The following is a 13134-nucleotide window of genomic DNA, read 5'->3' as shown; positions in this document are numbered from 1 at the left end:
GGATCGCCCTTATTGAAGTCTTACTTGTCGCCGATTGGCAGGCCTGTATCAAGCAGTGCTTTGGGACGCGGTTGTACCAGGTACATACCTGCAAACATCATTGCCAGTGCCAGCCAGATCACATTCGAGAATGCTTCTCCCAGCACCAGCCACGCCCAGAACAGGCCAAAGCCTGTCACCATATAGCTAACTTGTACTGCAAACACCGCCCCTGCCCGACCAACAAGCCAGACATAGCTTGCGTAGACCAGCACATGCACAACCGATGCCGCCACAAGAGCCGCCTGCGCCGTCGGCAATGGCCATTGCGGTACAACCGTCTGCCCTGTGGCCAGCATTAAGGGTGCTACGGTGACCAACCCTACCAGCGATGCCCCGAGCATCAGCTGGAAAGGATCGAGCCCAGCCACACCCCAACGCGCCACGTAATTGCCCTCAAACGCATAAAACATTGCAACTACCAGATAGATCGCTGCCCATCCAACAGGCACCGCTTCGCCCAGATCAACAGAAGGAACGATAATGATCAGTACGCCAATCAGACCAAAGCACAGCCCCCCAAGGCGCCGCCATGCGAAGCTGTCTGTTCCCAAAAGCAGCGCGATGCAAAAGGCAAACATGGGAATGATACTCAGCAAAAGCGACATGATGCCCGCGGGCAGATGCACAGCCGCCTGATAGCTCAGCGAATTAGGCAAGACTGCCCCGATGAGCGCAATGACCAGATAAGCCCGCAAAGCAGCCGCATGACAGGGCAGACCTGTGCGGCGGATGGCGCAAACAGCGCCCATCAATACAGCACCCAGCACCTGCTGCCAAACAAGCAGCCCGAAGGGGCCATATCCCGTGCTGACAGCAATTTTGGTCAGGGGCTGTGTCGCCCCCCAGCCTGCGCCCATCAGCACGAGAAAGCCGCTGAACAAAAGGAGTTCGCGGCGATAAAACGTGCTTTGGCTCAAGGGGCGCTCTGTTGCAACTGTCCGCCTTGGCGCACTGGCACGATCCGCGTGGCCTTGCCCGTCTTGTCATCCGTCTCGACATAAACACCAGAAAGGGTCGCCTCGCCATTGGCCGGGGAAAACCGCTCTTTGGGCATGCCAGTGATGAAACGGCGCAGCGGCTCAGTCTTTTCCATCCCGATCACGGAATTATAGTCGCCGCACATACCAGCATCAGACAGGTAGGCAGTGCCACCCTTCAAAATCATCGCATCGGAGGTTGGCACATGGGTATGGGTGCCGACGACCAATGACGCGCGCCCGTCACACCAATGCCCCGTCGCCATCTTTTCGGACGTCGCCTCACAGTGGATATCCACAATGATCGCATTGGCCAAACCGCCCAGCGGATGCGTCTTGAGCACCGTATCCAACGCCGAGAACGGATCGTCGTAGGGGCGTTTCATAAACACCTGCCCAAGCGCTTGGGTCACCAGAACCTGCTTGCCCGTGCGCGTCTTGAACAGGCGCGCGCCCTTGCCCGGTGCATTTTTGGAGAAATTTAGCGGGCGGATAATGCGCGGCTCCTGCTCGATAAAGGCCAGCATGTCCTTTTGATCAAAGGCGTGGTCCCCCAGCGTCAGACAATCCGCCCCCGCCTCCAGCAGATCCTTGGCATGGCTGCCAGACAGGCCCATCCCAGAGGTCGCGTTCTCACCGTTCACAACGATGAAATCGAGTTTCCATTCAGTCCGCAAGCGGGCCAGATTTTCGGTAATGGCGCGGCGCCCGGCGCGGCCCATCACATCACCAAGAAAGAGTATTTTCATGGAGGCATCGCTACGCGGGTGTCCCGCCGCGTGCAAGAGGATAGGTGAGCGAACGCACAAGAGGTATGTATTCGCGCAGCATATCACAAAGTCATGTAGGTCCGCTTTCTAGTATGTCGCTGCTATGTAGCTGATCGTTGCCCGCCTAAGTCGTTTTGAAATTGCATCAAAGTCTCGCTCGCCTGCCGAAATCGCAGAATCGACCATGCCATGACACATGGCGATAACATCTTGCGCAACGGTCTGCGGATTCTCAATTGCGTGGCGCTGAAGCACCCCTAAAACGAGCTGAAACATGTTGGATTTAAGCGCTTGGGTTTCTGCGTCCATCGGCAACTGCGCTTCTGCTTGCTCCAGAATATCAGTTAATTCTGGTGCGCGCAGGTGGTGCTTCAGGCTTGCGTCGATCATTGCACCGATGACGTCAGCAAGAACACCCGCATTTGATGCCTGCTGTGCTGCAATCAAATCCGTAAGCATGTCGCGGCGCATATCACGCACTAAGGCAGCAAGGATCGCCTCTTTGCCCGGAAAGAACTGGTAGAGTGAACCGACCGAGACACCCGCACGCTTAGCGACAACATTGGTGTTGAACCCCTTAAGGCCATTCCGCAACAAAATCTGCTGAGACGCGGTCAGAATGGCTTCAACCGTGTCACGGCTTCGCCCTTGTTTTGGTCGACGTCTCGGCGTGAGTTTTTTGATATTTTCGGGCATTTTAAGGTGAGCAATCATTCGTGTTTGTTGTCTAACAAACTGCGGCAGGCGTCGATGGAAAACAACATAAACGTGAGCAATCACTATGAGAGGCCTGCGTCATTCATCGTAACCAACTGAATCATAGCACTTTCTAACTGATCGCCCAACTAACCAAAGGCGAGTAGCTTTTGGATGCCCTGAACTCGTATTTTGATACTCAACAGCACCATTTCAGGGAGAAACCAGATGACAACCAACGGGACAGAGCAAGACACCAAAGGCAGTAAGCGATTGTTTTGGACGGCCTCGGCATTCTACGCCCTGATCGCGTTTGAATTCTTTTACATGGCCAGCCCTTTTGCGGCGTATTTTTATTCGGTCTACGGACCAGGCATGGACTGGCTTCAGGCGCTTCCAATTGCAGATTGGACGTTGTGGTTCATTCTTCCCCACCTTGTGGAAGACACCCGATCTGCGGTGCTCAACTATGTCGAATTGTTTGGCCTCGCCCTGCTATTCGGTGGCCTTATTGCGTTTGTTGCAGGCGTCTTTCAGGTCTACCGCGCCAAACTCACGAAAAGTGGGGCGGTGAAGGAGGGCGTTTACCGATACATCCGCCACCCGCAGTATTTAGCGTTAATCATCGCCAGTTTGGGCATGCTGTTGGTGTGGCCTAGATTTCTTGTGTTGTTCTCTACCTCATGTGTGATCCTTGCCTATGTGCTGCTTGCGCGCAGCGAGGAACGACAGTGTTTGCGGTCATTTCCCGACTATGCTGACTATATGGAAACGACAGGTATGTTCTTGCCGCGCATATCCCAACGCACAGGCACTGGGCCCATGAGTACCTTCGGTCTCCTTGCTGGTTTTGTGATGACGGTCGCACTGGTGACGGCGGGTGCATTCGGCCTGCGCTCTGCTGCCATAGGATCGCTTTATACAGTGGACACCGACGCGGGCGTCTTTCTGTCTGTGGCGCATATTGATGATGCTGACCTTGCATCTGTCGCCCAGATTGTCTTGGCAGATGTTGATGTTCAGGAAACGATTTCTGCGGCTGACGCACATGGGCAGGTGTTGGCGTATGTGCTTCCAACCGAGATGTACGTTTCAGAGATACCGATGCATCTGCCAGCTGGGGAGGCTTTCGGGCATTCCGTTCCCCGCAATGCTGACCCCACTCAGTGGAAAGTTATCCTCACTCAGGCTGAATTTGGCGCGGGCCACGATGGAGCAAATATCCTTCGAGAGGCCGTCAACAAATCACCGCTGGAAGAGGTGCATATCGACCTTTCAACGCAGCAAATCACGAACAGGCACGAGCCGCCACAAGATGCATTCTACAACGGTCGTCAGGTTCCGATCTTTTAATAATGCCTCAAAACAGCTCAAAGAAAGATCTAACAAATGCAACGTGTATTACCGCCGCTTCTGCTTCTCCTGACCTTGGTCGTCATGATTGTCGCAGCCTATGCTTGGCCTGTCGGTGACATAATCCCCCAGCCCGTGCGATGGATTGGCGGGTTTGCGGCGGCGATAGGCATTTTGATTGCGGCCAAGGGGGCGCGGCTGTTCAAACAGGTCGGCACCAACATTAAGACATTCGATGCGCCAGAAAAACTTGTGACTACGGGGCTGTTCGCATTGAGTAGGAACCCCATGTATCTTGGCTTTGCGCTTTGTTCAGTTGGGTTTGCTATAGCGCTCGGGTCGACGTCGCCGCTTCTTGTAGCCGCATTCTTTTGTGTGACTTTGGACCGCTGGTATGTGCGGTTCGAAGAGGCAGTTATGCAAGAAACCTTCGGTGCAGAGTATGAAACATACCGCTCCCGTGTGCGTCGTTGGCTGTGAAACCGCGCACATCACGAACCACTCCTATTGTCTGGCTTTGCCTCGCCCTTCCGGCCATATCGTGGGGTGTCACCTTCACCCAGCAGGGCGCGATCATCGCAGATGATGTGTTGAATCCAACCGGTGCTTTATCGGCCATTCTGTTTATCCTTGCACTGACGGCGACACCCTTGCGCTATGTCTGGCCACGGGGCGTTTTTACTGTCTGGCTGTTGCGCAATCGGCGCTATCAGGGCATCGCAAGTTTTGGCTACGCGCTGCTTCATACCTTGTTTTACCTGCTGGATGCGGGATCGCTCTCGAAGGTCGTTTCGCAACTGCCAATACTGGAGATTTGGACAGGTTGGATTTCGCTGCTGATCATGGTTCCGCTGGCGTTCACATCAAGTGATGTCGCAGTCCGAAAGCTAGGGCGTCAATGGAAAAAGCTACAACGATGGGCTTACGCTGCTGCCGTTCTTGGGTTGCTGCATGCCCTGAGCTTGAACAACTGGGAGGATCCTTGGGAACCGATGATCGTGTCTGCGCCATTGATTGTGCTGCAAGTTTTGCGGTTAAAACGGAAAATTACGACGCGACGCACCAGTGCTTAGATGAGTGCTGCTCGTGCATTATCTTCCAGCCTGTTCCTATAGAGGCACGAGGTTCAGTGTTCCGTTTCGCAGAGGCCGTGATCAGCAAGCGTTTCTATGACCGCGCAGGTAGCCATATTGCCAGCATCACACTTTGTGATGCGTTTCAACTCACGCTCTAATCGTCGCAACTTTGTAATTTTGCTCTGAACCTCTCGAAGGTGTTGGGCGGCAATGCTGTGCGCATCATTGCATGGTTCTTCTGGATGCTGGCTAAGGTCCAGAAGCCCCCTAATGTCTTCTATCGTAAATCCCAGATCACGAGAGTGACGGATAAAGGACAAGCGGCTTAGGCCATCTTTGGTGTATCTGCGTTGATTGCCTTCTGAACGCCCAGGTTCATCGATCAAACCCATTTGTTCATAGTAACGAATGGTCGGTATTTTGACGCCCGTGCGCTTGGAAAGCTGGCCGATTGAAAACATCGAATTTTCCTCTTGAAGCTCTAGTAGCTAGAGGAATTATAGTTGTGAAGACTCGAATATGGAAGCGTCTTCATGAACATACCCCCACTCGCGCAACTGGCATTTTGCATGGTGATGGCAAGCTTGCTTGCTGCTTTCGCACCACTAGCGGCGTTCCATGCACCTGTATGGCTAATTGCGTTTGAAGCAATCGCTGGAGTCGCGTTTCTGCTGCCCGCCGTCGTGAGCTTCGCGCGTCACAAAACGACAGTGAATCCGCAGTCACCAGAGGCGGCGACCACGCTCGTAACCAGCGGCATCTACAGCATAACGCGCAACCCGATGTACGTGGGAATGCTGATCCTCTTGATCGCTTTTGTCCTATGGCTCGGGGCTCTCAGCGCAGTCTTGGCTGTAATCGCGTTCTTTCTGATGATTGATCGATTTCAAATCAGGGGCGAAGAACGGGTCCTGATCCAATTATTCGGCAAACCTTATCAAGATTATGCCGCGCGTATCCCGCGCTGGCTTTTCATTCGCACAAAACTGGAATCATCAAATGACTGAGACAATCAACGAAACCGAAGTCTTGTGCGGATGCTCCGGTAATCCAAAATTTGATGGTGTCGATCCCGCCTACAAGCGGGTTCTTTGGATCGTTATCTTCATAAACGCTGCCATATTTTTCATTGAAATTTCGGCGGGCAAACTTGCTGGATCACAGGCACTTCAAGCAGATGCTCTCGACTTTCTGGGGGATGCATTAACCTACGGCGTCAGCCTCGCAGTCATCGGGATGAGCCTTAAGGTACGTTCAACCGCTGCGCTCATCAAAGGGCTTAGCCTGTTGTTCATGGGCCTTTGGGTCTTTGGCTCGACGGTTTACCAGATATTCATTCTGGGCGTTCCTACCGCGCAGATTATGGGCTTGATCGGGTTGCTGGCGCTTGCTGCCAACTTGGCAAGTGTCTTGCTTTTGATGCGCTACAAGGACGGTGATGCAAACGTCCGCTCTGTCTGGTTGTGTTCGCGCAATGACGCCATTGGCAATGTCGCGGTCATGATTGCAAGCTTTGCAGTCTTTCTGACGGCTTCGGCGTGGCCTGATCTCATCGTGGCGATCATTATGGCAGGTCTGTTTCTGAGATCGGCCGAGCTTATTCTGGTTCAAGCTTGGCAGGAATTCCGTTCAGGCGAAGATACTGGGGCGCTAAACAACCATGGACACGATCATGCTTAACAATATCGAAGTCTTCGCAATTTTCATCGGTGGGATTGCCGAGTGCTACCTTCTTGTGGCCTTCGGGTGGTCAATCGCATTCCCAGAGCGTCGTATCTGGCCCCCAAAGGAGGCCACAACCGGCATCAAGCTTCGAGTCTGGCTTGCCACGATCTCGATATTTATCGCGACCTTCGTGCTGGGCATCGCTGACTGGAACAGTTTCGACTGGCCAGCACCGGCCCGGTGGACCATTGGTCTTGGCTTAATGATCACAGGGAATGTAGTTGTCTGGATGGGTGTCAGAAAAATCGGCCTAGGTGCGACCAGTGGCGAAGTCGCCGAGTTAAAGACTGATGGCCTCTATCGCTACTCTCGCAACCCACAATACGTTGCTGACATGGTCATCCTTATCGGCTGGGCCGTACTGTCTGCGTCAGGATGGGCGGCATGCGTCGCCACGTTCGGCGTCATCGTTCTCGCGGCCGCGCCATTTGCTGAAGAACCTTGGCTGGAAGACGTCTATGGGGCGGATTATAGGACCTACAAAGGTAAAGTGAGGCGTTACCTTTAGCAGGGTTGCCGAAAGCGGACCTTGCCACTACCGGAGCGAATGGCAGTTTTGTCCCGCGAAGCGGCTATCGGCATGTAACACCCGCACTAAATATCGTTCGCAACCGCAGCTAAAGTCTGGTTTGAGCCCAAAATGACGGATGCTGCGTTTTGCGCGGACGGCGGCTTTGCGTCCATTCTAATGGATGTAGCGGAATGCATGAGTGGCAACTCTATTCGTCAGATTGATGTTTGGGAAGTGAGGCGGTCTGGGTCGACCACCTCACCCCAATTTTAGACTACTGACCAGAAAGCTGACGCAAAGCACCTGCCCAATCTTCGATGTGGTACGTCCGGACGATCTTACCATCCTCGATTTCGTGGATGTCGATTGTCATAATGTCAAAGCTACGTCCTTCGCCGTCAACGCCGAAGAGTGGACCAACGGGGGTGCCAGTTGCGCGGCTGCGCACTGTTACGAAATTGCCGTCTTGATGCATGGCTTGAACGTCCCAATTGAGATCAGGAATAAGTTGCGCAAACCCACCCACCTGTCCGAGAAAAGCTTCGGCGTTCTTGTCGTTGCCAGAATAACCACCGACGCTTTCCCAATTTTCCGCGATTGCGGCCTGAAAGGCGGCGGTCTCTGATTCAGACGCTGGATCGCTAAGCAAATCATAAAATGTCGTAACGGTTGCGGTGTCATCAGCCCATGCACCAGTCGCAATCGTGGTAAGGGCGATAGAAGCAGCTGAGAGAATATTTCTCGTCTTGTTCATACTAGAGTCTCCTGTTTTTCAAAGAGACACCCGCAGATGTTCTGCAGGTGTCATACAGGAACTATGGACAAGTCGCATTTGATACATAAGATAGGATATATAAATCTAATTGTTCGGATTTTTTGACTAATGATAGACCGCCTCCGCCAGATGGCCATTTTTGTCAAAACGATTGACCATGGCTCTTTTCGCGGCGCAGCGCGCGAGTTACGGCTGTCGCCTTCCGTGGTCAGCCATCACATTTCTCAGCTTGAAGAACATCTTGGCGTCGCGTTGATGTATCGCTCGACAAGAAAACTGGCCCTGACCCATGAGGGCGAGCGGTTGCTTATGGCGTCGCGCAAAATGCTAGAGGCTGTTGAAGGAGAGCTCGCGACACTTTCAGTCTCGGCCCGTGATCCGAGTGGTGAGTTGCGTATTACGCTTCCTTCCGTTCTATCCCAATCGCCTCTCACGGATACGATTGCGAAATTCTCGAAAACGTATCCGCGTATTCGCCTGACATTGAATTTCTCAGACTCCCGTCGAGCGCTGATTGAAGGTGGATTCGACATCGGAATTCGTATGGGTCCTGGTGTTAAGAAATCACCAAACAGCACATTGCTCTTTAAGGTCGGTCGCAAGCTTGTAGCATCTGCCGATTACCTTTCCACTCGCGAGACTCCAAGTGATCCAAATCAGATCCGCGATTGGGATTGGCTTGCGCTTTCTACGGCAAAACACGACTCGCTTACATTCCGGAAAGCTGGTTGCGCACTGGTCAAAGTCAGGCCCGAAGCATGTATTTCAGCAAACGACGCGCAGGCGCTTTACCGGCTGGCGCGTCAAGGGACTGGGCTTGCGGTAGTTCCAGTATTTCTGGCCGAAACGGATGTAGCAGATGGCCGTGTCAGTTTTGTGTTGCCTGATTGGACTTTGGGTGAAATCGACGTTTTTGCCGAATGGCCGGAAAACGCACCGAGACATGGCTTGATCCATTTGTTTCTGGGAGAGTTGAGTATCGGGGGAGATCGTCAACGCCAGACCGCAACCTCCGCCCCGGAAACTGAGTAATTACTTCGGCCTGACCAAGACAATTGCGGCCGCTTGCCGCCAGTCAAATTCCGCACGACATTCCAACAGCAGCCATTGGCGTAACCGCAGCGAAAGCTCACTTTGTCCGCTTAGCAGACCTCTATGCAATCTGCAGCGGAGGTCCGGTTTCCGCCGTTGCTGCATTTTGTCACCAGTCAGCATTTGAAAATGCGGTCGTTGGCGACGGATGCGGCAAGGGTCACTTTGTCCCGCATAGCGTGAATTCAGACATTACTCAATTTCGCGGTTGCGACGAAAGTCCGCAATGACGGGCCGCACCGCAGCATCTTGAGGTGGCCGTGAACGGAAGTAATGGGCCGTGAGTTGCGGGGGACAGGGACCTCTATCATAGCTCGAAGCAGATATTGGCGCAGAGCGCAGCAAAGGTCTCTTTCGAGCCCATTGTGACCGATGCTGCGGAGTGCAGGAATGTCCGTTTTCGGGGAGCTGGCAAAATTGCTCCGAAATTCCGGCCCATAGCTGCCATTCGTTGTAGTGCTCAGCGCTACGGTGCAGCTTCCCCGAAGCGGACGTTTGCAAAGGTGTGCAGCAATTTAGCAACGCCGTTGATTGCTCTGCGAACGAAGTTATTTTGAAAGTAACTCCAGAGATGTTTGCCTACTCTGATTTGAAGCTATGTACAGTTTAGACCACGACCTCCTCCCAAAAATCGGCGGGCATATCATGAAGCTGTTGAGCTGCGGCGTCATCGATCCAATCTTGTTGCTCATCCTTTGACCAGTGAGCGAAGTCTGAGACTTGAGACGCCATTGCACGTGCCTTTCGGATCGCTTGTTGATATTTCAGCTGCTCGATCGGCGCATTCGGAACGATGGCATAGACAAATGTTCCATTCATCGCAGCCGCAAGGTTTTCCATTTGCTTGAGGGAAACAGATCCTTCTTTCTCGCTGCGTTCTGCTTGATACACCGCATTACGGCTGACACCTTTGCGCAAGGCGACCTGTTCTGCTGACATACCCAACGCAAGACGCATCGTCGAAATCCAACCCTTTTCAGGAATCGATCTATCGGTAAACTGCTCCGCAGTGCGGTCGAGCAATCGAGCCAGTCGCCTGCGTTGTATGAAATCTGGCATTCAGATCCTTTTGGTCATCTTTTTGACGACGTCGGAAGTACATGTAGCTGCTAATTATGATAATTACTAATTTATTATGCACTTATTTTATGATTTGCATATATATACCTAACATTATCTCTTATTTGTGTTAAGTGTGTCCAGAAGGAGATCAAATGTTCGAAATATTCTTGGCGCCAAACGCCTTACCATTTGCGATCGCACTTGCTGTCACTGCTGGCTTGTTTGTCATTGAAATTATTAGTCTTATTTTTGGGGCAACCGTTCTTGGCCTTGGTGGAGAGGCTCCCGATATTGATGTCGATGCAGATTTTGATCTATCGGCAGATATTGATGTTGAAGGGCTAGATGCTGATCTCATTGGGGAGATTGGCCCCGCGCCCTCTGATTTTCTGACTTGGATCGGCGCGCGCGACGTACCATTTTTGATCTGGCTTGTCTCGTTTCTGACGATGTTTGGTCTGTTTGGCCTCATAATCCAGTCCGTCGCACTGTCCATACTCGGTGTGCCCCTTTTTACAATTCTGGCCGTTATAATAGCGATTGCGCCTGCCCTTGGCATCACGCGGATCATTGCCAATTGGGTTGCGTTGATTATGCCAAAAACGGAAACCAGCGCCATGCGCACGCGGTTCTTGGGGGGACATCACGGCACCATTACCCAAGGCACGGCTACTCGGGGCAATCCAGCAGAAGCTAAGATCAAGGATCGGCATGGGAATATGCACTATTTGCGGGTCGAGCCCTTGGATGATGACGGGATATTTAGCCAAGGCGATGATGTTACTTTAATCCGTAAACGCGGCGATAAGTTCTTTGTCATCTAAGCCACACACTTCACTCAGATTTACATTTTAAACGACTTAATGGAGTACACTATGGAGCTTGCTAACATTCTTACAATTGCCGGTATTATTATCGGCCTACTGGTCTTCATTGGCCTGATCATGGCCCGCCTCTACAAACGCGCAACCCGTGAAACCAGCTTGGTCAAAACCGGATCAGGCGGCAAAAAGGTCATCATGGACGGTGGCACAATCGTCGTGCCCTTCTTGCATGAGATTTCCAAAGTTAACATGAGAACACTGCGCCTTGAAGTGGCGCGCGTGAACGAACAGTCCCTGATCACCAAGGACCGCATGCGTGTAGATGTTGGCGTTGAATTCTATGTTTCGGTAAACGCGACTGACGATGGCATTTCGCGTGCGGCACAAACGCTGGGTGACCGGACATTCCATGTAGATCAGTTGCGCGAAATGATTGAAGGTAAACTTATTGACGGCCTGCGTGCTGTTGCTGCCCAGATGACGATGGACGAGCTGCATGAGAACCGCGCAAGCTTTGTTCAGGAAGTTCAGAATGCGATTTCCGAGGACCTGTTAAAGAACGGTTTGGAATTGGAAGCCGTGTCATTGACCGCACTAGATCAAACGCCATTTGAACAGCTGGATGAAAATAATGCCTTTAACGCGGTCGGCATGCAAAAACTGGCGTCTGTTATCGCGACATCCCGCAAAGAACGCGCAGAGATCACCGCCGAGGCAGACGTGTCTGTTGCCCGCTCCGAGATGCAGGCGGAAAAGCTGAAGTACCAAATTGACCGCGAACAGAAGGAAGCGTCAATTATGCAAATTCAGGAAATTCAAACATTACAGGCGCGTCAAGAAGCCGAAATCGCCCGCAATCAAGAGGCCTCTGATCAAGCAAAGGATCAGGCCCGCATTGAACGGGAGCGTGCTGTGCGGGCCTCGGAGATTGAGCGTGAGCGCACGATTCGTGAAGCCGAGATTGCAAAAGAGCGCGAGCTTGAGGTTGCAGATCAGGAACGCCAGATTATCGTTGCCAAAAAGTCTGAGGAAGAAAGCCAAGCCCGTGCCTCAGCAGACAATGCCCGCGCCGAAGCAAAAAAGGCTTCCGAGGCGATTGAAACAGCCCGCGCAGTAGCAGAAGCCGAGCGTCACAAGCAGATTTCCCTGATTGAGGCTGAAAAGGAGGCTGAACGTCAAGCCACCGGGATCCGTCTTGCCGCCGCAGCTGAAAAGGACGCCGCAAGCGACCGCGCAGCAGCCAAACTTGAAGAAGCCCAAGCTGATGCAGACGCTATGATTGTGCGCGCTAAAGCCAAGAAGGCAGACATGCTTGCGACAGCGGAAGGCCAGACCGCGATTGCAAACTCGGAGAATGAGCTGAGTGCCGAGATCATTGCAATGAAGGTTCGGTTGGCTGGCTTGGAGGCGATGCCTGCGATCATTTCCGAGATGGTTAAACCCGCTGAAAAAATCGACTCAATCAAGATCCACCAGGTGACTGGCATGGGTCGTGGCATGGGCGGTGACGGTGCTGCTGGCGGAGGTGGCACTCCGGTCAATCAAGCGCTGGATTCGGTGCTTGGGATGGCGCTGCAGATGCCCGCAATGCAAGCTCTTGGCAAGGAGTTGGGCATCAGCCTTGAAAACGGTGTGGCCGGTGTCGCCAATGGCATTCTGGATGTGCCCGCTACAACACAAGCGACTGTCGACGAGCCGATTGAAGAAGTAGCTAAAAATTAGATTAAAAAGGGTGCTCAGAATATCGGGCACCCTCAATGGTCTCTGAAAGTCGGCAGAAACTGGGAACATCAGTGGCTTCCATCGGTTCTTTGAGAAGATCGCAAGTTTGATGAATTTGATTTAATTTCGGCATTACCACCATTCGCTACGGCTGAAAGTACCACGTCGTTCCGAATCTCTGCTTCCTGATACTATTAAGTCAACACTTGCACTCGCGGCGAAAGTCTATTTCCTGCATCTGGTTGCATCAACTGTCTATAAGAGCGGCCATTGGCTGAGCGGCAGGCAAGGTCGGCTTTGTCCCGCAAAGCGGACCTTTGCGACGACAGTTTTTGCACCGTGCTCTGACCCGCCCAACTAATCAGATTACCGCCCAAATCTCACGCAAGGCACGCCCTGTTAACCTCTGCTAGTACTCCCAAACAGTGCACAGGGGTGTGTACGGATGCTGTACAGGTGATGTACGCATAACGCCCCCCTAAAAACCCTGCCCCACAAGGCGTTAACGC

General features: G+C 52.7%; 15 protein-coding genes. 9 read left to right on the top strand and 6 right to left on the bottom strand.

What is annotated here, in order from left to right; translation table 11 throughout:
- Positions 1–20: 20 nt before the first annotated feature.
- From Q0775_RS12265 to Q0775_RS12255, 3 genes are all read right to left on the bottom strand, one after another.
- On the bottom strand, positions 21–959 hold the full coding sequence (locus Q0775_RS12265) for a DMT family transporter (RefSeq protein ID WP_298861080.1): 939 nt from the start codon (positions 957–959) through the stop codon (positions 21–23).
- A complete protein-coding gene (locus Q0775_RS12260; RefSeq protein WP_298861072.1) occupies positions 956–1768 on the bottom strand; it encodes a TIGR00282 family metallophosphoesterase in 813 nt (270 codons plus the stop codon). Before Q0775_RS12260 ends, Q0775_RS12265 begins: the two co-directional genes overlap by 4 nt.
- Positions 1769–1876: 108 nt before the next feature.
- On the bottom strand, positions 1877–2485 hold the full coding sequence (locus tag Q0775_RS12255; RefSeq protein ID WP_298861069.1) for a TetR/AcrR family transcriptional regulator: 609 nt from the start codon (positions 2483–2485) through the stop codon (positions 1877–1879).
- A 228-nt stretch (positions 2486–2713) separates the two neighbouring features.
- Between Q0775_RS12255 and Q0775_RS12250 the strand changes: the two genes are divergently transcribed.
- From Q0775_RS12250 to Q0775_RS12240, 3 genes are read left to right on the top strand one after another with little or no spacing between them, the layout of a single operon-like run.
- Complete coding sequence (locus tag Q0775_RS12250; protein ID WP_298861066.1) at positions 2714–3838, top strand: isoprenylcysteine carboxylmethyltransferase family protein; 1125 nt, start codon at positions 2714–2716, stop codon at positions 3836–3838.
- A gap of 36 nt (positions 3839–3874) precedes the next feature.
- Complete coding sequence (locus tag Q0775_RS12245; RefSeq protein ID WP_298861063.1) at positions 3875–4318, top strand: isoprenylcysteine carboxylmethyltransferase family protein; 444 nt, start codon at positions 3875–3877, stop codon at positions 4316–4318.
- A complete protein-coding gene (locus Q0775_RS12240; RefSeq protein WP_298861060.1) occupies positions 4315–4911 on the top strand; it encodes a ferric reductase-like transmembrane domain-containing protein in 597 nt (198 codons plus the stop codon). The genes Q0775_RS12245 and Q0775_RS12240 overlap by 4 nt, the downstream gene beginning before the upstream one ends.
- A gap of 53 nt (positions 4912–4964) precedes the next feature.
- On the opposite strand, the gene Q0775_RS12235 is transcribed toward Q0775_RS12240, so the two are convergent.
- Positions 4965–5375 carry a helix-turn-helix domain-containing protein gene (locus Q0775_RS12235; RefSeq protein ID WP_298861058.1) on the bottom strand — a complete coding sequence of 137 codons (411 nt, stop codon included), beginning with the start codon at positions 5373–5375 and terminating at the stop codon, positions 4965–4967.
- A gap of 108 nt (positions 5376–5483) precedes the next feature.
- Here Q0775_RS12235 and Q0775_RS12230 point away from each other — a divergent pair, with 108 nt between their 5' ends.
- The 3 genes from Q0775_RS12230 to Q0775_RS12220 are packed head-to-tail and all read left to right on the top strand — an operon-like array spanning position 5484 to position 7147.
- Positions 5484–5921: an isoprenylcysteine carboxylmethyltransferase family protein gene (locus tag Q0775_RS12230; protein ID WP_298861055.1), complete on the top strand. Its 438-nt coding sequence runs from the start codon at positions 5484–5486 to the stop codon at positions 5919–5921.
- Between the two features lie 22 nt (positions 5922–5943).
- Complete coding sequence (locus Q0775_RS12225; RefSeq protein WP_298861795.1) at positions 5944–6594, top strand: cation transporter; 651 nt, start codon at positions 5944–5946, stop codon at positions 6592–6594.
- Positions 6587–7147: a PEMT/PEM2 methyltransferase family protein gene (locus tag Q0775_RS12220; RefSeq protein WP_298861052.1), complete on the top strand. Its 561-nt coding sequence runs from the start codon at positions 6587–6589 to the stop codon at positions 7145–7147. Before Q0775_RS12225 ends, Q0775_RS12220 begins: the two co-directional genes overlap by 8 nt.
- Before the next feature lie 277 nt (positions 7148–7424).
- Here Q0775_RS12220 and Q0775_RS12215 read toward each other — a convergent pair whose 3' ends face one another.
- The gene (locus tag Q0775_RS12215) at positions 7425–7904 is read right to left on the bottom strand and encodes an ester cyclase (RefSeq protein WP_298861049.1); all 480 of its coding nucleotides are present in this window, start codon (positions 7902–7904) and stop codon (positions 7425–7427) included.
- 150 nt (positions 7905–8054) lie between these two features.
- On the opposite strand from Q0775_RS12215, the gene Q0775_RS12210 reads away from it, so the two are divergent.
- Positions 8055–8957 carry a LysR family transcriptional regulator gene (locus Q0775_RS12210; protein WP_298861044.1) on the top strand — a complete coding sequence of 301 codons (903 nt, stop codon included), beginning with the start codon at positions 8055–8057 and terminating at the stop codon, positions 8955–8957.
- Between the two features lie 666 nt (positions 8958–9623).
- Here Q0775_RS12210 and Q0775_RS12205 read toward each other — a convergent pair.
- Positions 9624–10040 carry a helix-turn-helix domain-containing protein gene (locus Q0775_RS12205; RefSeq protein ID WP_298861040.1) on the bottom strand — a complete coding sequence of 139 codons (417 nt, stop codon included), beginning with the start codon at positions 10038–10040 and terminating at the stop codon, positions 9624–9626.
- A 191-nt stretch (positions 10041–10231) separates the two neighbouring features.
- Between Q0775_RS12205 and Q0775_RS12200 the strand changes: the two genes are divergently transcribed.
- Together Q0775_RS12200 and Q0775_RS12195 are read left to right on the top strand one after the other, a co-directional pair.
- The gene (locus Q0775_RS12200; protein WP_298861037.1) at positions 10232–10903 is read left to right on the top strand and encodes a YqiJ family protein; all 672 of its coding nucleotides are present in this window, start codon (positions 10232–10234) and stop codon (positions 10901–10903) included.
- A 51-nt stretch (positions 10904–10954) separates the two neighbouring features.
- Positions 10955–12625 (top strand): flotillin domain-containing protein, encoded by a 1671-nt coding sequence (locus Q0775_RS12195; protein ID WP_298861034.1) that lies wholly within the window; start codon positions 10955–10957, stop codon positions 12623–12625.
- Positions 12626–13134: the final 509 nt, after the last annotated feature.

Source organism: uncultured Sulfitobacter sp., from assembly GCF_947499945.1.
Taxonomy (GTDB): domain Bacteria; phylum Pseudomonadota; class Alphaproteobacteria; order Rhodobacterales; family Rhodobacteraceae; genus Sulfitobacter.
Note: the sequence above shows the minus strand (reverse complement) of the source record. Positions and strands in the feature narration are given on the sequence as shown.